Genomic DNA, 23,397 nt, shown 5'->3' on the forward strand with positions numbered 1-23,397 from the left:
AAAGAGCATCGAAAGAGCCTCGCCGATGAGATTGTTGTCATGATCTCTCGCCTTCCTCGTACGTGAATCCGCACCGGAAGGTTCGAGTTATCCCCGGATCGAGAAGTAAGTGATCGATGCGACCCGGCAGATTGAAGGCGTTTGTCAAATCTTCAACGGGTTCGAGCGCGATGGACCTGCGTCGATCCCTCGCAAGGGTGTCACCCGTGAAAACGTGCATGTGCCCGCGTTCTTGCCATACCGACAATTCCGCTCCAGAGCCCGGATCAACAAGGATCGTGCGTAGAGTGCCTCTCTCATTCACGAGGTTCGTAAAGCAGCAATCGAGAACCCGATCCCCAATCCTCTCCGGCTCGTTGAAGGTATCGTCGTCTCGAAGCTTCACCTCGCCGTTCGACGCGACCTTGGGGATGAGATCAACGGTTTCGACAACAGACCGCGATGGAACCTGCAAAATCAGATCATCGATCGCGGTGGTTCCGGGCAATCTGAAATAGGGGTGCCATCCAGCAGCATAGGGAGCTCGCTGTTGGCCGAGGTTCGTGGTGGCGATCTGAAGCTCGACCTCATGTGCAGAAAACATATATACAACGGAGATTCTAAGATCGTACGGGTAGCCGGTGGCGCCGACATCTGCCGTTTTATGGATGAGCTCGATCCGGAGATTGTCTCCGTCAGAATCGACCTGACCAAGCGCAAAAAGCCTGACACGTGCAAATCCGTGATAAACCTCATCTTCGCCTTCGGCGATCGGCGAAAGCTCGTGGACACGGCCGTCGAAATCGAATCGACCTCCTGTGAGGCGATTGGTAAACGGAGCGAGGATTCCATTGCGGACGCCGTTCTGCGACTTCAGTTCGTGCAGGTCACGATAGCCGTCAACGAGGCTTTCGTCTTCCAGACCATCGACGCTTCTTGGCCACCAGTCGAGAAGCGTGGCGCCTTGCAAAGCTATTCGGGCACGGTACCGGGGCCCTGTAACCTCGATCGTTTCCATCCCCTGCATCGTCTTCGACGATATTGTCGTATGGCTTTGTCCTGAATTGGTACTGAGCACCAGTTTCTCCATAATCGAGCGTCCGACCCATCGAATTGGGCCGTCGAATGTTCCTATGCGTCAGGCGCAGAATTGCTGGTGAGAAGCCGGCTTTCTCCAAGCAGGCCCTCTTCGTCCATGATTGGATGCGCCACCGAGGTGATGTGAGCATTGATCCTTTTGAGATCGCGAAGGATGTCGAGATGAAGTGAACTCGTTTGCAGGCTGTCGGCGCGCCCGTCGCGCAAGCGTTCCAGATGACGCTCCGAAGAGCGTTTCTCCATGCGGCGTACGTCGATCTTCCTTTCCATCAGCTGCGTGGCGAGTTTTATGTCGCGAGTAATCAGGATCGTTTGCGCGATCCTGAGGTTGTCGATTGTCAACTGGAAAAGCTGCTGGAGTTCCTCGAAACCATCGTCTGAGAACTTCAGGCCCTGCGCGACCTTTTTCGTGACTTCGGGCACCAGGCCTTTTTCGATGATGTCGCCGATATGTTCGAGATTGATGGCGTAGTCGATGATGACAATCGATCTGCGCCCCTCTTCCTCCGACAGCCCGTTACGTCCCAGCTTTGAAAGATAGACTTTGATCTCCTGCTGCAACCGATCGACCTGACGCTCGAGAGAGGTAATGTCCGCCAGTCTCGCGGTGGTGTTCCGGTCGAAGGCATCGGAAACCTTCAGGAGCATCTTCTCGACAATATCGCCGACGCCGAGCACCTCTCTCGCCGCACTGGCCAGAGCGACGACCGGCGTCGAAAGTTCGTCCGTGTCGAGGTAGTTGGGTGTGTTTTCCGCCTGGGTTTGATCCGGGATGAGAACTGCCATCCAGCGAGCGATAAGCCTTGAGCATGGCCAGGCGAGCGCCGCAAGCGCAAGGTTGAAGGCAAGATGCGCATCGACGGGTAGTTTCGATGGCGGGAGCGGTATCAAGGCGAGCCATTCAGCCAAAGACTGGGCGATGGGCAAGGTCAACAAACAACCAATCGCCCGGACGATCAGATTGCCGAGGGTAACGCGCCTCGCGGCGCTTGAGCCTGACAGCGATGCAATCACGGGGGGAATGGCTCCGCCGAGATTTGCACCAAGGACCAGTGCGACGATGAGGCCACCCGACGGCATGCCTGCCGACGTCAGTGACAGAATGAGGATGACGGCGGCGAGGCTTGACGATGACACGAAGGCAATGACGGCTGCGAAAATCATAGCCACCGGCCAGGCGTTGTCGAGCAAACCGACAAAGGCTGCAAGCGCCGCAGAATGCCGCAAAGGCTCGGTGGCGGTGCTCAGCAGATGGAGAGAGAGCAACATAAGGGCTATGCCGATCAGTGCCGCTCCTGCGCCTTGGCGAGATGTCGAGCCACTCCGATGAAGTATGATGCCAAGAAAAAGGAGAACGGGTGAAATCCATTCTATGCCGGTTGCCACAATCCATGCCGTGACAGCCGTTCCAACGTTGGCGCCGAGCAGAACTACCTGCGCCATCCTTGGCTTGATCAGCTCCCGTTCCACAAAGGACGAGACCATCAGTGCTGTTGCCGTGGAGCTTTGAAGGGCGACGGTGGCGACGAAGCCGGAGAGGAAAGAACGGGGACTGCTGCGCGTTCCCGTTGCGAGACCAGATCGCAATCTGGCTCCCAATGCGCGGGTCGCGCCGTCCTTCACCTGAGAGAGGCCGAACAAGAGCAATGCCACGGCGCCAAGCAGATTGATCATGACGATGGTCGATTCCAACGGCTATTCCTTTCTCGATCGGCCGGGCACACCGCACGACTGAACGTTGACCGCTGAAGGTGATGGTATGGACACGGGTTTGGCCGACGCGCGTCGCGCGATGAGGATCCTCACGTATTTCGTCGATCCAGCAGCTTGAAAAGGTCGGTGGACAGCAAGGGAGGATCGCTGCCCACCGTTATCCTGCCGACTTTGCCACGCGGGCAGGATAAGTGTCTTGTTTTGGCGAAAGGCGCTGGCCTTGGTGGGAGCGACAGGGAAGAGCTCAAGCTTGCTTGTCTCTTGATCTGCACCAGCAGACATCGGTCGCCAGGGAGCTCTTGCCATTTCGCGAGGCCCCTCGCGCGGGGCTATGTGCTTCGATCCCGCCGTCATTCTTGAGTGAAGCTCAATTGCAAAGAATAGCTACGGCTCTCACCAGGGCCGAGTTTTCCTCCTTCAGCCGGCCGAAGATCCGAGCGCGGCTCGATGCCAAGCGCAAAGACTCCCGACTGATATGCCCGCCATGCCGCGAACTTAGGAAGGGCGCTCTGGTCATATTTCAAAGAGACGGCAAACCCACACGTCGGGTTGTGAAGTCTGATCGGTGCCTCGTGTGGCGTTACACGGAAATCGACGTGGTCGACTTTCTCGCCAAAGCCATCCTGTGGAACGGGCGGCGTGGAATTGATCTCAGCGAGGATCCCCTCCGGAAGTCCGGCGATCGTCAAGCCGTCATCCAGAAAGGGATAGCCGAAGTTCAGATGATAGAGGATTGCATGGTCCGAAGGTCGGAAGCTGCGGTTCGTAATTGTGTCTTCAATGATCAGAGCGGTTTCGAAAACGGGGAGGGTGATCTTGCGATGCAGTTCCAAAACCTCGCCAAAGACGCTTGCCTGGCGTACGATCCCCTCGCATACGATTCTCAAGGTTCCTGGTTCTACAACATATCGATGCAGTCGCGCTTTCTCAGTCGAGATCCTGCCATGCTGGGGCATCCTCCGGGTTCTCAGGTTGGGATAGTTGTAGTGCCCTACGTCGGCGTCATAAGGCCTGCTGTACTGATCCAGGCCGCATGTGACCATGAAGCCATCGAAATTGCGGAAAAAGCCCAATCCTTCCTCGGAGTCGGGATCGTGGGTCGGAAACACCATTTGAGTCGGAGAATGCCATCCGACATTGGTGCCTCTGAACGACAGGCCCGAAACATCGAAGCCTCGATCGACCGCGATTTCGAATGCGACGCCATTTGCATTTCGGCCGATCAACAGTCGCTGGCCGCGCCCTGGTCCGTCGTCCAGTGTCACAAGCCGAATATCTGCCAGAGCACGCAGATCTGCTGTTCGTCTTAGGAGATCAGTATCCATGTCGAAGCCCTCGGCCATCTTCATCGACCTCGATTTAAGTCGATCAGCTCATGGGCGCGCTGAAGGCAGTCCGGTTGTTCGCTGCGATAGCGAGAGTTGATCTCCATCATCAGGATGGTTTCCGGAAGGAAGTCGAGTTCGGCAAAGATTTCGTCGAAAGGGATATCGCCCCACCCGAGAGGCATGTGTAAGTCGCCGATACCCAGTGCCGTGTATTCCTGGGGGAAATGTCCCTTGTAGAATTCAAACGGTCGGCCAAAGGAATCGTGGACATGCAGATGACCAGCGACCGGGGCCATGGCGCGGAGCTGATCGCGAAAATCAAGGCCCCGATAGGTTGATTCGAGATAGGCGTGACTGAAGTCGATCAGGGCTACGACATTCGGGTGGTTGACGGCCTTTACCGTCGCCGCAACCTCGGCCGGAGTTTGACGATACTGGCCCGGCTCTGTGGTAAAAATATTCTCGAAAGCGATGCGAACACCGTATCCTTTGGCGTGCTCGCCCAATTCGGACAGGGCTTCGCGTTGGCGCTCGTCAGCGCTGGCGCGTTCAGCAACCTGGTCGGCGCGAAGAAACCCCGCGTGCTGGACGAGGACGCGCGCGTTAATGCTGTCGCATATCTCGACCAATGCCTTTGCAGCATCGACCTGATACCGGTGCGTGGCGGGGTCCATGAAGTTCGAGGACACTAGGCCGTGGACGGTATAGCGAAAGGAGAATGTCTGAAGCAGGGTCCTGAGCCGATTGGCTCGCTCTTTGATGATACGGCCGCCCGCGATCAGATCGAGGCTGGAAAGGGCCAGTTCGACCGTGTCGACGCCGATTGACTGAAGCCGGCGCAGATCTCTCTCGAGGCTGCCAAGCTCGCCGTCTGCCGATGCCGTATTGAAGCCGGTTGCAATGATATTGCTCATAGTGATTTCCGCTCCTCATGTTTCAGCCCGCCTTGGAGGCGCCGCCTGCGGTCCGTTGCTTTTCTCGTTGTTCCAGTCTCGCGAAGAGGCCGCGCAGTTCCGGCTCTCCGACCGCAGATGCCGCCGTGCTCGGGCTGAACCATTGAAGATCGCGCTGATGGCGCTCCGGAAAGTCATCTTCCGTTGTCTGGACATCGAGAAGATGAACCTGCACCGTTGCCGGGATGAGCTCACCGTCATCGAGCCTCTTGACATAGGTGAAGTGACCCCAAGCCTTTTTTCGGACGCGCCCCCGGACACCTGCCTCTTCCCAGGCCTCCTGGCTTGCGACCTCGTGCGGCTTCTTTTTCCCCATTGGCCAACCTTTGGGTATGACCCATCGACCGGTCCCGCGGCTGGTGATGAGAAGAATCTCAATTGGGCATGAACTTTCGCCGGTTCGCCGGTAGCAGATCGCCGCGTACTGGGGCCTGCTCTCTCTGTTCCAGAGCTTGTCTGCTACCAGGGTCAACCGCGTTAAAGCTGTTTGTCCTGCAGGTTCACCGGGCATGGCGTGATCCACCCTCAAATTGAGAAAGCGATGGCGGCCATCCTCGGTGAGGGGCACGCTCTACGAACTGAATGTTCCTTTCCGAAGCAGCATCGCCCTGAAACAAGGGACCGCGCCCGGCTTTTGAGGGGCGCCGCGACCAGCAATGACGCGGCGCCCGGATTGCGAAGAGGTGTCCAATCAAACCGCCAGGGCCGCGACTATGCAGCCGCAGAGACCTTTTCGATCAGCGGGCGCACCTTGCTCAGGAATTCCTCGCTTCCACACGCAAAGCGGAGCTTCGAAGAGAGATCGATGCTGTCCCAGTCGATCGTATTGGAGATACCCAGATTGCTGAGTATCGGCAGTGCTGCCATCACATCCCAGGTCGAATCCCCGAGCGACACGTAGCCGTCGGTCTCGCCCATCGCCACTTCGATCATCGACAGCGTCGCCGCCCCGCAGAACCGGAAGCTGATATTCAGGTCATCCGAAATAAAGCGAATGACCTCCAGCCGGTCAGCCGTCGATGCCGAGGGGTGATAGCTAAAACCGGTCGAGGCGCGCGACATATCAAGCGCAGGCAGCGGCTTGATCGGTTGACCGTTGAGTTGAGTCGGAACAGTCTTCCCGCCGACCAGAGTCAGATCTCGAACAGGCGCATAAATCACCCCAAATGATGGACGACGGTTCTCGTAAAGGCCGACCGAGATTGCCCAGTTCTGGCCGCCGCGGACGAAGTTGAATGTTCCGTCGATCGGATCGATGACCCAGACGCGACCGGAGGTACCAGCGATCTCGCCACTCTCCTCACCCATGATGCCGTCATCCGGGAATGCCTTTCGCAAGCTGGCAATCAGAAATTCCTCAACGTCCTTGTCAGCCTCGGTAACGAGATCAAGGTGTCCCTTTGTCTCTACCGGAAGGCTCGACAGGGAACGAAAGTGAGCAAGGGCGCGCTCGCCGGCTTTGCGCGCGATCTTCTCGACAATGGCCGCGGTATCTTGGCCCGCAGACTTCGGATTATTCTGATCAGCCATTTGCTTCTTCTTTCAGCCTTGCAACCTGTGCGACGTCGTCTCCGAGTAGCTGGTCGAGCTGACCATCGCGAATCCCCTGAACGACCTGAGCTTCGACATTGACGCCGTACTGCATCAGCTTTTCGTGATGTCCGGCTGGCAAATAGCAGAATGCCGCGAAGCCCTCGTCCCGAAGCTGGCGCGCCTCGCCGCTGGCGAAGTGGTAGATCTCAATGTTCATCGCATCGAGATTGGCCTGGCGGGCAATAGCGGCAGGGTCGATCAGGCGGGAGTGCATGAGACCAACGGTCGGCACTTCCGGTATCGCTGCTTTCACGGCCTTCAGCTGGACATAATCGAACGAGGAGAACTGAATAAGGTCGGCACAACCCAGTTGGTCGACGAGCGCTCTCAGCTTCGGGAAGAAGATGTCATTCTGGTCGTAGATCTTGAGCTCGACCTGATAGATCATGTCGAGTTCACGGGCGAGCTGAAGGGCATCTTTCAGCAGCGGGATCCGTTCTCCGGCAAATTGTTCGCCGAACCAGCTTCCGGCGTCGAGCCTGGAAATCTCCGAATAGGTCATGTTCTGGACGAGACCGCGACCGTTGGTGGTCCGGTCGACCGTCTTGTCGTGAATGAGGACCAGTTCGCCATCGCGCGTGATCGAGAGGTCGGTCTCGCAGGTGACCTTGGGGCCCCCGAATTCGGATGCCTTTCTAAAGGCTGTGAGCGTATTCTCCGGAGCGCCGGCGCTATGGCCTCGGTGACCACCAAGACGCAGAGTCTGCGGCGTCATTCTAAGCGGATTCATTTTCTTTCCTTTCGTTCAACCGAACTGCGCGTTGGGAGATCACGCAGGTAATTTCTGTCGGCATACAAAAACTGCCCATCTCCAGGCGGATGTCAGCTTGCGCTGCGCACGACGCGTTCGACCCAGGCAACGTCGTCGCCCAGCAATTGGTCGATATGTCCATCTGATATCCAACCGGCCACACGGCGTTCGATATCGTCGCCATAGGAGGCTCGACGCTCGATCTCCTTTTGGGTTGCGATGACGACGACAGTGGCTGCGATGCCATTCCTGTGGAGCAGGATTGCCTCCTCTGGCGAGAACCGGTGCCAATCGAACTGAAGCGCATCGAGATGCGCCTCTTTCGCAAGCGCGACCGGATCCATGAAGCTGGTGTGGCTGAGACCGACGGTCGGGACCTCCGGGATCTGTCTCTTGATGTCCCGAAGTTGCCTGAAGTCGAGCGACGAAAACCACACGACGTCGTGGGCATCCAGCTCATCGAGCAACGCAGCCGTCTTCGGAAAGAGCAGGTCGTCCAGTCCCTGAACCTTCAGCTCAAGTTGCAGCAGCATCCCGTTCTCCCGGGCAAACACGATGGCCTCGCGCAATGTCGGTACGCGCTCGCCTTCAAACTCCGGAGAAAACCAACTGCTGACATCGAGCGCCTTGAGTTCGGCCAGCGTCATCTTTGACACCAAGCCTTTGCCGTTCGATGTGCGGTCGACCGTGGCATCATGGAAAAGGATCAACTCACCGTCGGCCGACAGGACCAGATCGGTCTCGCAAATGGTTGCACCGAGCTCCTTTGCCATGCGGAAGGACGCAAACGTGTTTTCAGGCGAAGCGACAAGGTGACCGCGGTGTCCGCAGATATGAACTGTCCCGGTCTCTGATCGTAAAATCGACATGGTATAAATCCTGTCACTGGCTAAGTACGCCGTCCGGACGCCGGTTGTGGACTATCTGGCCGGAGTGGGGCGTCAGACGAAATTAAACCGTTCCGGTCATTTCAGCGTGGGGTCGAAGATGTCGCGCAACTGATCGCCGATAAGGCTGATGGTCAGTCCAAGTACGAAAATGACGACTCCGGGAACGATCGAAATCCACCATTCCGTCATGATGTAGTCGCGGCCCGCACCAACCAGCGATCCAAGGCTGACCATCGGTGGCTGCACACCGAGCCCAAGGAAGCTCAATGAAGATTCCAGAATCAGAACCTCGGGCATCACGACCGTGAACGTGACGAGCACGATGGCAAGAATGTTGGGAAGAACGTGCTTCACCGCGATACGGAAGCTGCCGGCGCCATTGCGATGCAAGGCAGCGATATACGGTTTTTCCAGTTCAAGACCGGCCATGGTCCGCGTCAGTCGCGCGAAACGCTCCCACCCGAACAAGCCAAGCAGGCAGATGAAGAGCGTCAGGCTGTTTCCGAGGAAGGCCAATACCGTTAGTGCGATGATGATAAACGGCATGGATGCCTGGAAATCGACAGCTACCCGGATAATGGCATCGGCGAGACCACGGCGGAAGGCGGCAATAAGGCCCAGCGTGGTGCCGATGGTCATGCTGATGATCGCCGCACCGAGCGATATCATGATGCTCATGCGCAGTGCATAGAAGATGCGGCTGAGGATATCGCGCCCCATCTCATCCGTGCCGAACCAGTGCACGGCGCCGGTCCCGACGTGAAGCGGCGGCATCTTACGCGCCTTCAGGTCAATCTGAGCAAATCCGTATGGTGCCAGTTTGTCGGCGAAGACGGCCAGGCAAATAGCTGCAACCATCACGAAAAGGCACATGGCCAGCAGAGGGTTGATGCGCGGCAGCTTCGAGACGAGGTCGGAGCTCTTCGGAGTAGCGGGCGTAAGATCTGTCATGGATGCCTCCTTCAAGACCGGTTCGAGTAGCGCAGGCGCGGGTCAGCCAGCGTCTGGAGGAAATCGACGAGCAGATTTGCACTGACCATGGCGATCGTGATGAGAATGACGATAGCCTGCACGACCGCGACATCGCGGGACGCCACGGAACTGATGAGGAGGAGGCCGACGCCGGGCCATGCGTAGACGGCTTCAACGACCGCCGATCCACCGATCATTCCACCAAGCAGAAATCCGAGCAGTGTCAGAAGTGGGAGGGCCGCGTTCGGCATCACATGCCTGACGATAAGTCCCCACTCCGAGACACGACGCGCGCGCGCCGCGAGGATATAGCGTTGGCCCATGACCTCGAGGGCGCTGGAGCGAACGAACCTCGCGATGACTCCCGCGTTGTAAAGACCGATTACCAATGTGGGCATCACCAGGTGAGCGAGCGTCGATCCTCCGCCGGACGGCAGGATCCGCAATTTCACGGCGAAGAGCTGGATGAGGAGAATTCCGGTCAGAAAAGTCGGGACGGAATGGGTCAGCACAGCAAGGCCAATCACGGTCCGGTCGACGATACCGCCACGGTAACGTGCGGCCACGATGCCGAGTGGAACACCGACGACGAGAGCAAGTACAAGTGCTGCCGCCATGAGCTGCAAAGTGGCCGGAAGCTTTCCGAGGACTGTACCGAGCGCGTCTTGGCCGCTACGTAGCGACACTCCGAAATCCCCGGTCAGCATGCGCCCGATATAAGCGAAATACTGTTCGGTGACAGGACGATCCAGACCCCATTGCTGGCGCAGCATCTCGATGACCTGGGGTGGGGTTTCGACACCAAGAAGCGAAGTCATCGGATCGCCGCTGATGCGAAGCATGACGAAGGTGAAGGTGATGACGAGCCAGACCGTTAAGATTGCGCGCAGGACTGCGCTGGTCATTGTGTTCAGCATGATGCAGCCTCCGTAGGTATCTGGCGGTTGGATGCGGAATCCGCCGAATTTGCCCGGCGCCTGCCTTTCGGGACCGCCGCGAGCAGTTTCACCGTGTAGGGATCGGAGGGCCCGGCAAAGACTTTTGCGGTCGGTCCTGTCTCCACCACGCGACCGGCCTGCATCACGACGACGCGATGCGACACATGCCGCACCACGCGCACATCATGGCTGATGAACAGGATGGAGAGACCGCGCTTCTCCTGAAGATCGAGCAGGAGATTGAGAACCTGTGCCTGGACCGACACGTCCAGCGCCGAGACAGGTTCGTCGCAGAGCAGGATCTTCGGTTCGGCAACGAGCGCCCTGGCGATGGCGGCGCGTTGCCGCTGGCCGCCCGACATCTGATGGGGATAGCGGTCCAGCATCGCGCTTGGAAGTGCGACTGCATCGAGCGCATCCCTGGCCATATCACGCCGATCTGTCTTGCGTCCGATCGAATGAATGGCGAGCACTTCCTCGATCTGGTGACCGATCGTATGGCGCGGGTCGAAAGCGCCAAGCGTATCCTGGGCGACGACTTGAAGGACACGTGCCAGGCGCCGACGGTTCGGCCGGAGATACGTTTTGAATGGCTCGCCGAACAGCTCCAGCGATCCGCTATCGGGATTGCGGTCACCGCAAAGAAGTGCGGAAAGGGTCGATTTACCGCATCCAGACTCACCGACCAGACCGAGCGTTTCGCCCTGGCCGAGGGTGAGGGAGACGCCGCGGACGGCATGGTGACCCTTGTGGCTATTCGGCAAAAGTGAAAAGCCGGATTTGTAAGTGAAATCAAGATCGCGGGCTTCGAGAACGGTCGTCCTGCCCAATGTTTCCAGACTCATGGCGAGAGCTCCGTTTCGTTTGTTGATGCTACGGCTTCGAGCCGCCAGTTCTGAGGCATTTCCACCAACCTGGTCAGCGGTTCGCCGTGTCCTGGCATCGCGTCCAGCAGGAGGCGTGTGTAGGGATGGCTCGGCCGCTCGTAGATATTCTCAGTCGTATCGATTTCCATGATTTCGCCGCCGTACATGACGACGATGCGATCACAGACCTCGGCGATTAGATCGAGATCATGGCTGATAAAGATCATGGCGATGCCGCGTTTACGGACCAACGAAACGAGAAGCGAAACGACCTGGGCCTGAACAGTAACGTCCAGGGCCGTCGTCGGCTCATCTGCAATGACCAGGTGCGGTTCAAGAGCAAGGGCCGTTGCGATCATGACGCGCTGGCACATGCCTCCGGAAAATTGCGAGGGGTAGTAGTGATAACGCTTTTCAGGCTCGTCGATCGCGACGTCCTTCAGGAGCTGCAGTGCTATCTTGCGAGCTTCTTCCGCAGAGTGTCCGGCACTTCTTGCGGCCTCGGCGATTTGTTCGCCAACAGTTCGCACCGGATTAAGACAGGAGACCGGCTCCTGGAAAATCATACCGATCGGTGGAAGCATTTTCGACGCAAGTGCCCCTGGCAGATCGGAGGCTTCAAATGCGTGGTCGCCGATCGTCACCGTACCGGAAGCATGAGCCATAGCCGGCAGGAGGCCGGCTATGGCGAGGCAGGAGAGCGATTTTCCCGAACCGCTCTCTCCCACGATCCCAAGAATTTCGCCTTCCTTGACATCGAAAGAGACGGACTTGACTGGAGTCAGTTTCAAAAAGGAAATGCTCAAGTCTCGAATGGAGAGAACGGGTTCACTCATTGGCGCATCCTCATTTGGTGGTGTTTGCGAAGGACAGGCTTTGGGCGCCGAGGTCCATGGCGAAAGTCTGCTTAGGCTCCCACTTCAACTTGTTGGAAATCCCGTAGAAGACGGCGTTCTGGTGCAGGACGGTGATGCCCGGATCCTTTAACTCGATGATGTCCAGCATGTCGGAAAAGATCTTGGCGCGATCAGCCGGATCGATGGCCTGTTCGAGCTTCGCACCGAGAGCGTCGAATTCCGGGTTCTCCCAGATCTTTTGTGTACCCATCGTTGCGGTCTTTGCGAACGAAAGCGCGTACACGGATACATAAGGATCCGAAACGATGGCAGTGCTGGACCAATTGCCCGTCGCGCGAGCATTTGTGTTTTCGAATAATTTGCCGGCTTCGACAAATTCCAGCTTGGCATTGATACCCACGGCCTGCCACATAGCGACAATGGCCTCGCTGACCGGGTTTTCTGCCGTGTAATAGTTGTTCTGCGACCGGATCGTGATCTGCTCGCCGTTATAGCCGGCGTCCTTCAGGAGCTGCTGCGCCTTTTCTGGATTGTACTCGGGCTTTGGACGATCCTTCAGGTAGATCGGTCCGAATTCCTTGAACTGCGCGCCATTCGGGACGACGGTTTTTCCATCCCAGATGGAGTCGACGATTGCCTGTCGATCAATGGCCAGGCTTAGCGCCTGGCGAACGCGCGGATCCTTGAGCACAGGATTGTTCTTGTCGTAGAACAGGATGCGATTATTCGGAACCGGACCGCCGACGATCTTCGCCTCATTTGATTTGTTTACAACGTCGAGCTGGTCCGGCGGAAGATCGGTGACGATGTCATAGTCGCCCGCGAGAAGACCGGCGATGCGCGACGAGACCTCCGGCACCACTTTGAAAGTAACGGTTTTAGCATTGGGCTTACCGCCGAAATATAGATCGTGAGCAGCCAGCGTGACATGATCGTTCGCGATAGACTCAATGACCTTGTACGGGCCCGCGCCGATTGGCTTCTGCTTCCACTTGACCCAGTCGCCGCCCATCTTCACCCAGGCGTCCTTGCTGATGACAACGGCGGAATAGTTCGCCAGACGCTGCAACAAGACGGGATCCTTGAACTTCGTGACGAAGCGCACTGTTTCCGGATCGACAACGTCGACATGATCAAGGCTGCTAAAGCTTGTCAGGTAGGTTGGATATCCAGGCGCCTTTGGATCAGTCAAGCGTTCCGGACCAAACGAAAATGCCACGTCGTCTGCGGTCATTTCACGGCTGTCGTGGAAGATGACGCCCTTGCGAAGCTTTATTTCCAGGGTCGTGTCGTCGATCCATTTCCACGAGATCGCAAGGTTCGGCCGAACCGTGTAATCGTTCAGGTCGAGCTTTAGCAAAGTTTCGTGGATCGATGGGTTATTGCGGAACGCGGCGTTGGATGCCTGGTCGACCGGCTCCTGGGTCTCGGGGTTTTTCTGAACTGCTATTCTCAAGTCGCGACGATTGTCCTCCTGAGCGACGGCTGCCCCGGCCGCCAGCGAGGCAATGACGAGTGCCGTCGACGCAATGAATGTTCTTCTCTTCATATTCTCCACTCCCTGACGAGGCCGGTCAGCTGGGCTGTACCGAGCCGGTGCTTCTTGCTTTCACTCCCTGTCGCCGACGCTATGTTGGCGACTTCCCCCACGCTTTGATCCGGCGAGACGAGACCTGAGACGGGCAATCAATGCCCATCGAACTCTGTTCGAGGATGGACGCACACCGAGCGTGGACCCTCACGTTGCAATCACGAACTTCTTGCGCAGCTTCTCTGGAGCGGTGTCGATCATCGACTTGGCGCCCGCATCGGTGACGATGACGCTGATGTCTTCGATCTTTGCTGCCACCGACAGACTGGACTTTGTGAACTTCGAATAATCCGCCACGACGATGACACGCCGGGAAACCTCGATCATGGCGCGAGCGATACTCGCGTTCACGGGCGTTGAGGTGCAGATCAAACCACGATCTATGTCGATCGACGCCGCGTTAAGGATAAGCTTGTCGACATTGAACTGGCGAATGAACTGCTCCGCCAGCGGCCCCCGGAAAGAGCGGTTCGCTTCGGAATATTCGCCTCCTACCGAGTAAATGCTCTGCCTTTCGGCACGCGTCAGTTCGGCAACAATGTCGAGGCCGTTGGAAATGAATGTGAGGGTGTTGCGTCCAGCGAGGTGCTTGGCGACTTCCAATGCTGTCGTGCCTGCATCAAGAAGAACAGTGTCGCCATCGACAACCATCTCAGCCACGGCAGCGGCAATGGCCGCCTTCTCGGTCTGGTTTGAGACGGCACGGGCGGCGTTGGATGCGTCCATCGCGACCTGGTTGATATTGACGGCGCCGCCGTGCGTCCGGCGCACCAATCCGGCCGCTTCCATCTCGCCAAGGTCACGGCGGACAGTCGCGACCGAGATGTCGAGGTGCTCCGTCAGTGTACGAATATCCACGAAATTACGCGTCCGCAGCAGGTCGACAATTTTCGCTTGGCGATCTTCCGCTTGGGTCAACACGCGTTTCCTCCTCGTCCGTATGTGATGCTTATCGATCAATCGTGAGCGATATCTACCTCCCGTAGATGACAGCTATATGACAGCTTTGTTGGCTTTTGCATAGTAAATCTGCTGACGAATTGAATTAATTGTGTGCTGCGTCGCACAAATCCTGCTGTATGTTGAGCGAAATCGATCATAAAAGGCAAATCAGGCTGATGGTGGTTGTGTCGTCAGGTTGCCCGAGATCCAAAGCTTCGGGGCAGCACCCCGGGATTGACGCCGACGCGTCAGCCAATCAGGTGAAACAGGGCCCGAAACCGCGGATAGGAGGCTCGCATTGTCGACAGAGCAGATTTTGCTCTTGAGCCCCCGCATGATCCTGGCTTGACCGTTGGGCGTGGTCTCCCCATTCGCCTTGAAAAGCAGTGGCCATGGCCGGCACAATACCGGCCACGGCAAGGCATGAAAGCGGCCGCCGAGAAAAGCGTCCGCTCGCAGACTTTACCGGGTGTTTCCGAAGGAGAGGCTCAGGGGGCCAAGGTCCATGGCGAAACTCTGCTTCGGTTCCCACTTCACCTTGTTGGAAATCCCGTAGAAGACGGCGTTCTGGTGCAGGACGGTGATGCCGGGATCCTTCAACTCGATGATATCAAGCATGTCGGAGAAGGTCTTGGCGCGATCGGCTGGAGCGACGGCCTGTTCGAGCTTCGCACCGAGGGCGTCGAAATCGTCGTTGATCCAGATCTTCTGCGTGCCCATCGTCGCGGTCTTTGCGAACGAGAGCGCATAGATTGAAACATACGGGTCCGAAATGACTGCGGTGCTCGACCAATTACCGGCTGCACGGCCATTGGCATTGTCGAACAGCTTGCCGGCTTCGACAAATTCCAGCTTGGCATTGATGCCGACGGCCTGCCACATGGCAACGATCGCCTCGCTGACCGGGTTTTCTGCCGTGTAATAGTTGTTCTGCGAGCGGATCGTGATCTGCTCGCCGTCATAGCCGGCGTCCTTCAGGAGCTGCTGTGCCTTTTCCGGATTGTACTCGGGTTTCGGGCGGCCCTTCAGGTAGACCGGTCCGAATTCCTTGAATTGCGCGCCATTCGGGACGACGGTCTTGCCGTTCCAGATGGAGTCGACAATCGCCTGACGATCAATGGCGAGGCTGAGCGCCTGACGGACCCGCGGATCCTTCAGCGCCGGGTTGTTCTTGTCGTAGAACAGGATACGGTTGTTAGGAACCGGGCCACCGACAATCTTTGCATTGTCCGATTTGTTTACAACGTCGAGCTGGTCCGGGGGGAGATCGGTAGCAATGTCGTAGTCACCCGCGAGAAGGCCAGCAATACGAGACGAAACTTCAGGCACGACCTTGAACGTGATGGTCTTTGCGTTCGGCTTTCCACCAAAATACTGGTCGTTGGCAGCCAGTGTGACATGGTCGTTCGCGACAGATTCGACCACCTTGTACGGGCCGGCACCGACGGGCTTCTGCTTCCACTTGACCCAGTCGCTGCCCATCTTTACCCAAGCGTCCTTGCTGATGACAACCGCCGGATAGGCGGCGAGGCGCTGCAACAGAATAGGATCCTTGAACTTTGTCACGAAGCGCACGGTTTCCGGATCGACAACCTCGACATGATCGAGGCTGCTAAAATTCGTGAGATACGATGGATAACCGGGGGCCTTCGTGTCGGTCAAACGTTCCGGGCCGAAGGAGAAGGCGACATCGTCAGCGGTCATCTCGCGGCCATCGTGGAAAATGACGTCCTTGCGGAGCTTCAGTTCAAGGGTCTTGTCATCGACCCATTTCCAAGTGATTGCGAGGTTAGGTTGTACCGTGTAGTCACCGTTGAGGTCGAGTTTCAACAGGGTCTCGTGGATCGAGGGATTGTTGCGGAAAGCAACGTTCGATGCGGTATCCACCGGTTCTTGCGTTTCGGGGTTCTTTTGAACCGCAATGCGCAAGTCCGGACGCGTGTCCTCCTGAGCGAAAGCGATTCCACTGGAAAGCGATACGGCAATCGCAGCAGCCGTACCGATAAAGGTTCTTCTCTTCATTGAAGCCACTCCTTGAGAAAGCGGGCTGGTCTTGCCGTACCCGCGAATGATCTTGTTTCACCAACCACAACCGCCGGTACGGCGGTGTCTTCCCTCATGCACAGATCTGCGACGGGGAAATTTGAGCGAGCAACACCGTGCTCGGATTGCTCCGAGCCGTTTCCGCTGGATATTTCTGTGTGTCGCCCTGGTGCGGGACGTCAGCTCGCGATGACGAACTTCTTCCGCAGTTTTTCCGGAGCCGCTTCGATGATGGACTGAGCACCGGCGTCGGTCACGATGACGCCGATGTCCTCGATCTTTGCGGTGACCGACATGCTAGACTTTGTAAACTTGGAGTGGTCCGCCACGACGATCACCCGGCGAGAAACTTCAATCATGGCACGCGCGATACTCGCGTTGACCGGCGTCGAGGTGCAGACCAGTCCCCGATCCACATCGATGGACGCGGCATTGAGGATGAGCTTGTCGACGTTGAACTGGCGAATGAACTGCTCGGCTAACGGGCCACCAAACGAGCGGTTCGCCTCAAAGTATTCCCCACCGACAGAATATAAGTTCTGCCCCTCGACACGGGTCAGTTCCGCCACGATGTCGAGGCCGTTTGAGATGAACGTGAGGCTGTTGCGTCCGACCAGCGCACGCGCTGTTGATTTTCACTGAGAACTGACCCGGCGGGGGTGCGGATAAAAAGTTGGACTGCTTCATAATAACAAGCCGAGGCTTTTACGATATTCGACCGGGCTGAGCGATCCCAGCGATATCTTGATACGCTTCTCATTGTACCACCGGATATAGGCATCCACCTCAGCCACGAACTGTTCGATTGTGATGGCCTTCCAGTCTCGTGGATAGAAGAGCTCGGTTTTCAACCGACCGAAGAACCCTTCGCACGCGGCGTTGTCTTGCGAGCAACCCTTTCGGGACATCGAGCGAACCAGTCTTGCTTCGCTGATACGGGTTAACCAGCCGGGCCATCGATAATGGGCTCCGCGATCAGAATGGATGATTGGCCGTTCCTCGCCGTTGGCGACGGTTCCGATGGCTGCATCCAGCATGGTGTTGACCAGCCCCGCATCTGGTTGCGTTCCGATCGACCAGCTGATGACCATGCCGTCAAAGCAATCGATGATAGGCGAAAGGTACACCTTGCCAGCTGGGATCTGGAACTCGGTGATGTCTGTCAGCCACTTCACGTTCGGCGCTTTTGCATGGAAGTCGCGATTGATCAGGTTCTCGGGCGCTGGACTGATCTCTCCCAGATAGGATCCAAACCGCCGTCGACGCGGACTGGCAACGACCAACTGCTCCTGCTTCATCAATCGCTGGACAACCTTTTCCGAGATTATCACGCTCTGTCTGGCCAGCGACGCCTGCAGTCGTCGATAACCGTAGCAACGACGGTTCGCTTCAAAGATCTCCGCTAGGCTGTGGCGGACGGCGGCATACTTGTCTGCCAGGCACATGCGGGCGCGATGGTAGAAGTAGGAGCTTCGGGCAATCCGAAGCTGGGCAAGCAGCTCTGGCAAGCGATAAACTTCCTTAAGGGCGTCAATCAGTTGTGTCTTCTCCCGATTACTCAGGATCTGCAGATCGACGCCCAGGTCTTTTTTTAGGAGTTCGTTGGCCTTCTTCAGGAGATCATGCTCGAGTTGTAACTGGCGGACATCACGCTGGAGGGCTTCAAGCTGTCGCTCGAGCTCTTCACGTTCAGGCACCTTGGGGTTGGATTTGCGGCGTTTCATGGATGAGGGAGCCTCGTGACCGAGTAGCTGATCTTTCCAGCTGTACAGTGTCGGCCTTGAGACGCCCAGTCGGTCAGCTACCTGTTGAGCGCTTTCATCTCCACTGCATAATCCGATGACCCCCGCTTGCCGGACCTCCTCGGAATAGCCAGGGTGCCACGATCGACCGACCATCGATGTCCGCGCCTCCGGAAACGCCTCACGAACCCATGCGGTTAGAGTTCCTCGACCAGGGTAACCAAGCGCCCTCATCGTCGAAGAGATGCAACGATCGTGAGTGCGGTAATGCTCAAGGGCAGCCTGCTTTTGCGCCTCGGAAAACTTTGGCGGTCGAGCTACCGCCTGAACACGCAAGTCGTGATTCTCGACGTACTCGCGGTACCAGCCCCTCAGGGCATTTTTCGTGGGATAACCCAACTGGCGAATGGTCGCCTTGAGCCGCTTGCCAAGTCGGATATAGAGCTCAACAGCTCGAAGTCTGTCTGCGTAGGAATACATGAACTACCTCCTGGTGGTCCAAGTTTTCGTCCGCACCCCCTATCCTATGCTACCGGGTCAGTTCTCAGTGGCAATCAACACTTAAGGCATATCATCTTACCCCAGTGCATCAAACGAATGCTTCCTCCATGGATGAACTGGTTTGCTTTGTTGACACTGATGACCCCAATGGCAGCTATTCTTGGTGTTCATGAAGCACTTGGAAACACGCAAGCGGCTATGGAAGCCGCCGGCTCACGCCCGGAGTTTCTGGTGCCCTTCTATCTCTTCCTCATGACGATCTTCTTCGCCTTCATCTATCCATTTTCGGTTTTCACGCGCCGTCTCGAACGGCGATTTGGGACCGGCTCGTAACGGAGTCGTTTGAAATGAACACCTCTACAAATTGGTCGCCCGACAAGCCGATCGTCGCTCTCCAGGACGTGCACAAGTCTTTCGGCACGTTCGAAGTCTTGAAAGGCATCACGATGGAGGTGATGAAAGGCGAGGTCGTCTGCATCATCGGGCCGTCAGGATCCGGGAAATCGACGCTGATCCGAACGATCAATGGTCTCACGCCGGTCACGAAGGGATCTGTAAAGGTGGAGGGGCAAGAGGTCCACGACGCAAACCTGGACAAGTTGGCCCTCCGCCGTAAAGTTGGCATGGTATTTCAGCAGTATAATCTGTTTCCTCATCGCACAGCGCTTCAAAACTTGATGATGGCGCCGACGCTGGTCCTTGGTGAAAAGCGAGGCGAAGTCGAGAAACGCGCGCGCTCTCTTCTTGCTAAAGTGCGTCTCGAAGGGAAAGCCGATGCCTATCCGGCCGAGCTGTCCGGCGGGCAGCAGCAACGTGTGGCGATCGCCAGAAGCCTCTGCATGCGTCCTGACGTCATGCTGTTCGACGAAGTGACTGCTGCATTGGATCCCGAGATGGTCAAGGAGGTCCTCGTTACCATCAAGGAACTGGCGGCCGAGGGCATGACCTGCGTACTTGTTACCCATGAGATGGGTTTCGCTCGGGAAATATCCGACAGGGTCTATTTCACGGATGCCGGTCGGATCGTAGAGAGTGGTCCGCCAGCTCAGCTTTTTGACCACGCGCAGGACCTGCGGACGAAAGAGTTTCTTTCCAAAGTTCTTTAGGTGTCGATCGGTCGGACCGCTGCTCTTGCGTTTTGTTCGATCAATGGTCGCCCAGAGCTCGGAGGACTGCGTCACCATCGTTGATCTTAAGCAGCGCTGCGGTGGGCGTCTACGCAATTCGAGCGGTTGGGTACTTTTCTACACGGTGTTGTTTTGCCTGAACACAGCAGACTTGTTGGGACTGGACACGTGTCTCATCGATATGCTCCCGGGAAAACAATGTCCTGATCGACCAGCACATTGAATTTGTAGCCAGGCCGGATCTCGAGCGTCGGCTGCACGTCCATGTTTCTCTGGATGGTCCGGTCAGCGACACGACCGAAGGTTTCGGCGAAGTTCCGACGCGCCGCATCGGAGGCCGTATCCTGCGTCGCCAGTGTCGAACTCTCGGGCACGGCCATGTCGATCCCCGTGCCGATCACCGCAATAAGGACGGCCGAACCAAACGTCTGGAGCCACTTCCGATCCACCTTATCGCGGAAACCGCTGTAGCCCTGCGCGTCCGTCCCGGACATGCCGCCGATCTGGAGCGTCGAGCCATTCGGGAAGATGATGTCCGTCCAGACGACGAGCACACGGCTCTGGCCGAACGACACCTTGCTGTCATAGCGGCCGAACAGTTTCGTTCCCTGCGGGATCAGGAGGCGGTGTCCTGTCGCCGAGTCATAGACGTTCTGGCTTACCTGGGCAGTGATACGCCCGGGCAGGTCGGAGTTGATCCCGGTGATCAATGTCGCGGGAACGACCGAGCCACGTTTGAGTTCGTAAAGCGACTGCTGGGGGACGACACGGTTCGGAAGATAACCGAGCTCCTTGAGGTCGGCATTGAAGAAATCCTCCTTCGTCTTCTGGCCGTTCGGATCAACATTTTGCCCGGCGAGACCCGCACGAAGAGCGGCGGCGTAGAGGTCGGATGCTCCGGGAGCCGTTGCCGTGGAAACCTCGTTAGTCGTCCCGGCCGTGTCGTTTGCATTAGCTCCCTGCCTGTCAAACTTGCCGCGGTCGATAGCGATCGGTGAGTCATAGGCGGCGTCATTGGCCTGCAGCCGGGCCATTCTCTGGCGCTGCCGCTCACGAAGATATTGCTCTTCCTGCTCGCGCTGCAAGCGGGCGCGCCAGACCTGTTCAGATTCCAGTTGCGGTTCCGTCCGCGCATCTTCCCTTTGACCGGGCTGAGGTGTGAATGGATTGACGGAGCGCTTCTCCTCTTCCCTCTCGACCGGCGTCGGCTGCAGCGTCGTCACCTGCTGCGGCTCGCCGATGATGCCGTCGGAAACGCCGCGCTTGATCTGATCGGCGAAGGTTGACGCCGGATTGCCGGAGCTTGTGTCCGGGCCGGTGTCGCGGAAATACAGTCCGCGTGAGGTCAGGCCGTAGAAGATGACGGCTAGAAAGACGACCACAAGCACGATCACGACGATGATCGGCATGCGGTTGATCCGGCGCATGCCGGAGCCCACCTCCTCGTTTTTAGAGCCGCCGAGCTTGAGCGATTGAACCATGACCGCCCTCTCCACTAACCGCGTTGCATGACCGAGAGCGCGCTCGCCGGCTGCGCGCTCATCGTTGTGACGGTATAGGCGCGGCCGAGTTCGACGCTGTTGGTCGACAGACGGGCGAGCACTTGCCCCTCGAAGGGAATGACGACATAGGCGAGCGGCACGGTGCGCGTCGTGCCATCCGTCTTCTGGTCGGTCACGACCGCATAACCCCATCCCTTGAGGGACGCCTCCAACGCTTGCCCGAAGGGCGAGCCGTCCTGCTTCAGCGAGACGGTCGCGGTACCAGGACCGATCTGCTCGGCGAGCCTGCTCACCATGTCGCCGGCAATGGCGCTGGCCGCCGGCCCCGAGATCTCGGCAGGGGCATTGCTGGAGCTCAACCCGTCCGTCCCGGCGGATTGGCATCCGGAAAGGAGGAGGGCGAGGGCGCAGGTGGCAGCGAGGCTGCGGAGGGGGCGCAAGGGGTGCGTGCGGGAGGGCAGGCTTGGCATCACCGCCCTCCCCTTTTGATTGTCACCTTCTCCTGTTTCCAGCCGACGCCGGAAACGAGAACCGCGCGATCGACGTGATAGTCGACCACCATCATATCGCCCTTCATCCGGTAGTTGACGATGCGGTTCTGACCGCCGGAGACGACAAACAGCACCGGCGCGTCCTGGCCGGAGATCGAGCGCGGGAACTGGATATAGGTCTTTTCCCCGTCACTATAGACCCGTGTCGGCCGCCAGCCGGCATTGCCGGAGACGGAATAGGAGAAATTCAACTGCTCGGCCGGTACGCCGGCGCCGGGGATCGTGCTCGCCTCCATCCGTGCATTGATGTCGGCGACTTTGTTGGACACGTCTTCCGGATATTCGAATCCGACGCGGGCCATGTATTGTGTCTGATGCGACTTGAGCTGGATGTGATAGGTGCGGCGCGAGGTCGTCACCACCATCGAGGTGACGAGGTTCGGCTCTGATGGCTTGACGATCAGGTGGATCGCCTGCCCACCCGCAGCACCTGACGTCGCCGGCTCGACCTTCCACCTTACGGTGTCGCCGACGAGGACGTCGCGCACCACTTCGCCGCCCTGAAGCTCGATGTCGCACACCTGCAGCGGCGAGCAGACGACGGAGGGCTGCACCTCGCCGTAAAGGAAGATCACCTTCCCGTCCGGTCCTTTCGTGACAAGTCCGCGTGAGCCGCGCCACTGAGTGGAAATCCCCATCCCCTTCGCCTCATTGGCGGTGACGCCATCGGCTGCGAGCGCGCGTGAGGAAAGAGAAGCCGACAACGGCACGAGAGCAACGACGATCGTGGCAGCAGTCAGCGTGGCCGAAAAACGTCTCAGTCGAATGTTCATGTTCGAGGCCATGCCTTTCAAAGCTGCGCGGTCCAGTCGAGATCCCTGAGATAGAGTCCGATCGGGTTAAGCCGGATGACGCCCTCGTCCTGCGGCGGTGTAAGCGTCACGGTAGCAATCCCGCGGAACCGGCGCGTGGCTGTCTCTTTGCCGCGGCGATCGCGCTCGAACTCGGTCCAATCGATCTGGTAGGACTGGTTCGACAGCGCGACGATGTTGTTGACCTCGACGGCGACCGTTGCGTTCTTCGCTTTCTCGAAGGGCGACGAGGAGCGAAACCAGGCGTTGACCTTTTCGGTCGCAGGATCCGAGGTGCGGAGCAGCGCATAGGTGCGGTCGATATATTGTTTCTGCACGACCGCATCCGGCGACACCGACCGGAAGTTCGAGACGAAACTGCCAAGCGTGGCGCGCACCACGCGCGGATCGGCATATTCGATCTGCTGCGGGAACCCGGCGCTTGAGGCCGTGCCGAGCTTGTCGACCTCGACGATATACGGCACCAGCTTGACCTGCGTGCTCTGGTAGAGAGCGTAGCTGAAGCCGATCACCGCCATGGTCATCCCGGTGACGCCGACCAGGCGCCAGGCCGCGGCTGCCTTCACATAGGAGCCGTAGCGCTCGTTCCATTCCGTTCTCGCAGCGATATAGGGATTGTCGGGCGGGGTGCGTCCGGCCATGTGCGGT

Annotated in this window: 22 protein-coding genes and 1 pseudogene; 2 read left to right on the forward strand and 21 right to left on the reverse strand. The window is 58.0% G+C overall.

Annotated features, from left to right (window positions below):
• Positions 1–37: 37 nt before the first annotated feature.
• The 17 genes and pseudogenes from FS819_RS28480 to FS819_RS28560 form a co-directional block, all read right to left on the reverse strand.
• Positions 38–1,069 carry an aldose 1-epimerase gene (locus tag FS819_RS28480; protein ID WP_060716484.1) on the reverse strand — a complete coding sequence of 344 codons (1,032 nt, stop codon included), beginning with the start codon at positions 1,067–1,069 and terminating at the stop codon, positions 38–40.
• A 41-nt stretch (positions 1,070–1,110) separates the two neighbouring features.
• The gene (locus tag FS819_RS28485; RefSeq protein ID WP_060716485.1) at positions 1,111–2,769 is read right to left on the reverse strand and encodes a Na/Pi cotransporter family protein; all 1,659 of its coding nucleotides are present in this window, start codon (positions 2,767–2,769) and stop codon (positions 1,111–1,113) included.
• Between the two features lie 371 nt (positions 2,770–3,140).
• A complete protein-coding gene (locus tag FS819_RS28490) occupies positions 3,141–4,139 on the reverse strand; it encodes an aldose 1-epimerase family protein (RefSeq protein WP_081088903.1) in 999 nt (332 codons plus the stop codon).
• Complete coding sequence (locus tag FS819_RS28495) at positions 4,136–5,032, reverse strand: TIM barrel protein (RefSeq protein WP_012654925.1); 897 nt, start codon at positions 5,030–5,032, stop codon at positions 4,136–4,138. The genes FS819_RS28490 and FS819_RS28495 overlap by 4 nt, the downstream gene beginning before the upstream one ends.
• A gap of 22 nt (positions 5,033–5,054) precedes the next feature.
• Complete coding sequence (locus FS819_RS28500; protein ID WP_060716598.1) at positions 5,055–5,582, reverse strand: NUDIX hydrolase; 528 nt, start codon at positions 5,580–5,582, stop codon at positions 5,055–5,057.
• Positions 5,583–5,782: 200 nt separating this feature from the next.
• A complete protein-coding gene (locus tag FS819_RS28505; RefSeq protein WP_012654927.1) occupies positions 5,783–6,601 on the reverse strand; it encodes an inositol monophosphatase family protein in 819 nt (272 codons plus the stop codon).
• Complete coding sequence (locus tag FS819_RS28510; RefSeq protein ID WP_012654928.1) at positions 6,594–7,394, reverse strand: glycerophosphodiester phosphodiesterase family protein; 801 nt, start codon at positions 7,392–7,394, stop codon at positions 6,594–6,596. The genes FS819_RS28505 and FS819_RS28510 overlap by 8 nt, the downstream gene beginning before the upstream one ends.
• A 92-nt stretch (positions 7,395–7,486) precedes the next feature.
• A complete protein-coding gene (locus FS819_RS28515) occupies positions 7,487–8,188 on the reverse strand; it encodes a glycerophosphodiester phosphodiesterase (protein ID WP_234613996.1) in 702 nt (233 codons plus the stop codon).
• 192 nt (positions 8,189–8,380) lie between these two features.
• Positions 8,381–9,256: an ABC transporter permease gene (locus tag FS819_RS28520; protein ID WP_041723951.1), complete on the reverse strand. Its 876-nt coding sequence runs from the start codon at positions 9,254–9,256 to the stop codon at positions 8,381–8,383.
• An 11-nt stretch (positions 9,257–9,267) separates the two neighbouring features.
• Entirely contained in the window at positions 9,268–10,194 is a 927-nt protein-coding gene (locus FS819_RS28525) for an ABC transporter permease (RefSeq protein ID WP_012654931.1), read from the reverse strand.
• Positions 10,188–11,060: an ABC transporter ATP-binding protein gene (locus FS819_RS28530; RefSeq protein ID WP_156550875.1), complete on the reverse strand. Its 873-nt coding sequence runs from the start codon at positions 11,058–11,060 to the stop codon at positions 10,188–10,190. Before FS819_RS28530 ends, FS819_RS28525 begins: the two co-directional genes overlap by 7 nt.
• Positions 11,057–11,917 carry an ABC transporter ATP-binding protein gene (locus FS819_RS28535; RefSeq protein WP_060716488.1) on the reverse strand — a complete coding sequence of 287 codons (861 nt, stop codon included), beginning with the start codon at positions 11,915–11,917 and terminating at the stop codon, positions 11,057–11,059. Before FS819_RS28535 ends, FS819_RS28530 begins: the two co-directional genes overlap by 4 nt.
• A 10-nt stretch (positions 11,918–11,927) precedes the next feature.
• Positions 11,928–13,487 (reverse strand): ABC transporter substrate-binding protein, encoded by a 1,560-nt coding sequence (locus FS819_RS28540; RefSeq protein ID WP_060716489.1) that lies wholly within the window; start codon positions 13,485–13,487, stop codon positions 11,928–11,930.
• Positions 13,488–13,676: 189 nt separating this feature from the next.
• Positions 13,677–14,450, reverse strand: coding sequence for a DeoR/GlpR family DNA-binding transcription regulator (locus FS819_RS28545; protein WP_060716490.1), 774 nt, complete (start codon positions 14,448–14,450; stop codon positions 13,677–13,679).
• 483 nt (positions 14,451–14,933) lie between these two features.
• Positions 14,934–16,493, reverse strand: a complete 1,560-nt coding sequence (locus tag FS819_RS28550) for an ABC transporter substrate-binding protein (RefSeq protein WP_156538610.1) — start codon at positions 16,491–16,493, stop codon at positions 14,934–14,936.
• A 200-nt stretch (positions 16,494–16,693) separates the two neighbouring features.
• Positions 16,694–17,140: pseudogene (locus FS819_RS28555) on the reverse strand (sugar phosphate isomerase family); the annotation flags it as partial.
• Positions 17,141–17,197: 57 nt separating this feature from the next.
• Positions 17,198–18,736: an IS3 family transposase gene (locus FS819_RS28560; protein WP_156550876.1), complete on the reverse strand. Its 1,539-nt coding sequence runs from the start codon at positions 18,734–18,736 to the stop codon at positions 17,198–17,200.
• 168 nt (positions 18,737–18,904) lie between these two features.
• Between FS819_RS28560 and FS819_RS28565 the strand changes: the two genes are divergently transcribed.
• Positions 18,905–19,090, forward strand: a complete 186-nt coding sequence (locus tag FS819_RS28565; protein ID WP_197433256.1) for an ABC transporter permease family protein — start codon at positions 18,905–18,907, stop codon at positions 19,088–19,090.
• A 14-nt stretch (positions 19,091–19,104) separates the two neighbouring features.
• Entirely contained in the window at positions 19,105–19,863 is a 759-nt protein-coding gene (locus FS819_RS28570) for an amino acid ABC transporter ATP-binding protein (protein ID WP_060716491.1), read from the forward strand.
• A 194-nt stretch (positions 19,864–20,057) separates the two neighbouring features.
• On the opposite strand, the gene trbI is transcribed toward FS819_RS28570, so the two are convergent.
• The 4 genes from trbI to FS819_RS28590 are packed head-to-tail and all read right to left on the reverse strand — an operon-like array spanning position 20,058 to position 23,390.
• The gene (trbI, locus tag FS819_RS28575; protein WP_060716492.1) at positions 20,058–21,365 is read right to left on the reverse strand and encodes an IncP-type conjugal transfer protein TrbI; all 1,308 of its coding nucleotides are present in this window, start codon (positions 21,363–21,365) and stop codon (positions 20,058–20,060) included.
• 14 nt (positions 21,366–21,379) lie between these two features.
• On the reverse strand, positions 21,380–21,856 hold the full coding sequence (gene trbH, locus FS819_RS28580) for a conjugal transfer protein TrbH (RefSeq protein ID WP_045025162.1): 477 nt from the start codon (positions 21,854–21,856) through the stop codon (positions 21,380–21,382).
• Positions 21,856–22,710, reverse strand: coding sequence for a P-type conjugative transfer protein TrbG (gene trbG, locus FS819_RS28585; protein ID WP_114386965.1), 855 nt, complete (start codon positions 22,708–22,710; stop codon positions 21,856–21,858). Before trbG ends, trbH begins: the two co-directional genes overlap by 1 nt.
• 17 nt (positions 22,711–22,727) lie before the next feature.
• The gene (locus FS819_RS28590; protein WP_060716494.1) at positions 22,728–23,390 is read right to left on the reverse strand and encodes a conjugal transfer protein TrbF; all 663 of its coding nucleotides are present in this window, start codon (positions 23,388–23,390) and stop codon (positions 22,728–22,730) included.
• Between the last annotated feature and the right edge of the window lie 7 nt (positions 23,391–23,397).

The organism is Allorhizobium sp. Av2, from assembly GCF_021462805.2.
GTDB lineage: Bacteria > Pseudomonadota > Alphaproteobacteria > Rhizobiales > Rhizobiaceae > Allorhizobium > Allorhizobium vitis_G.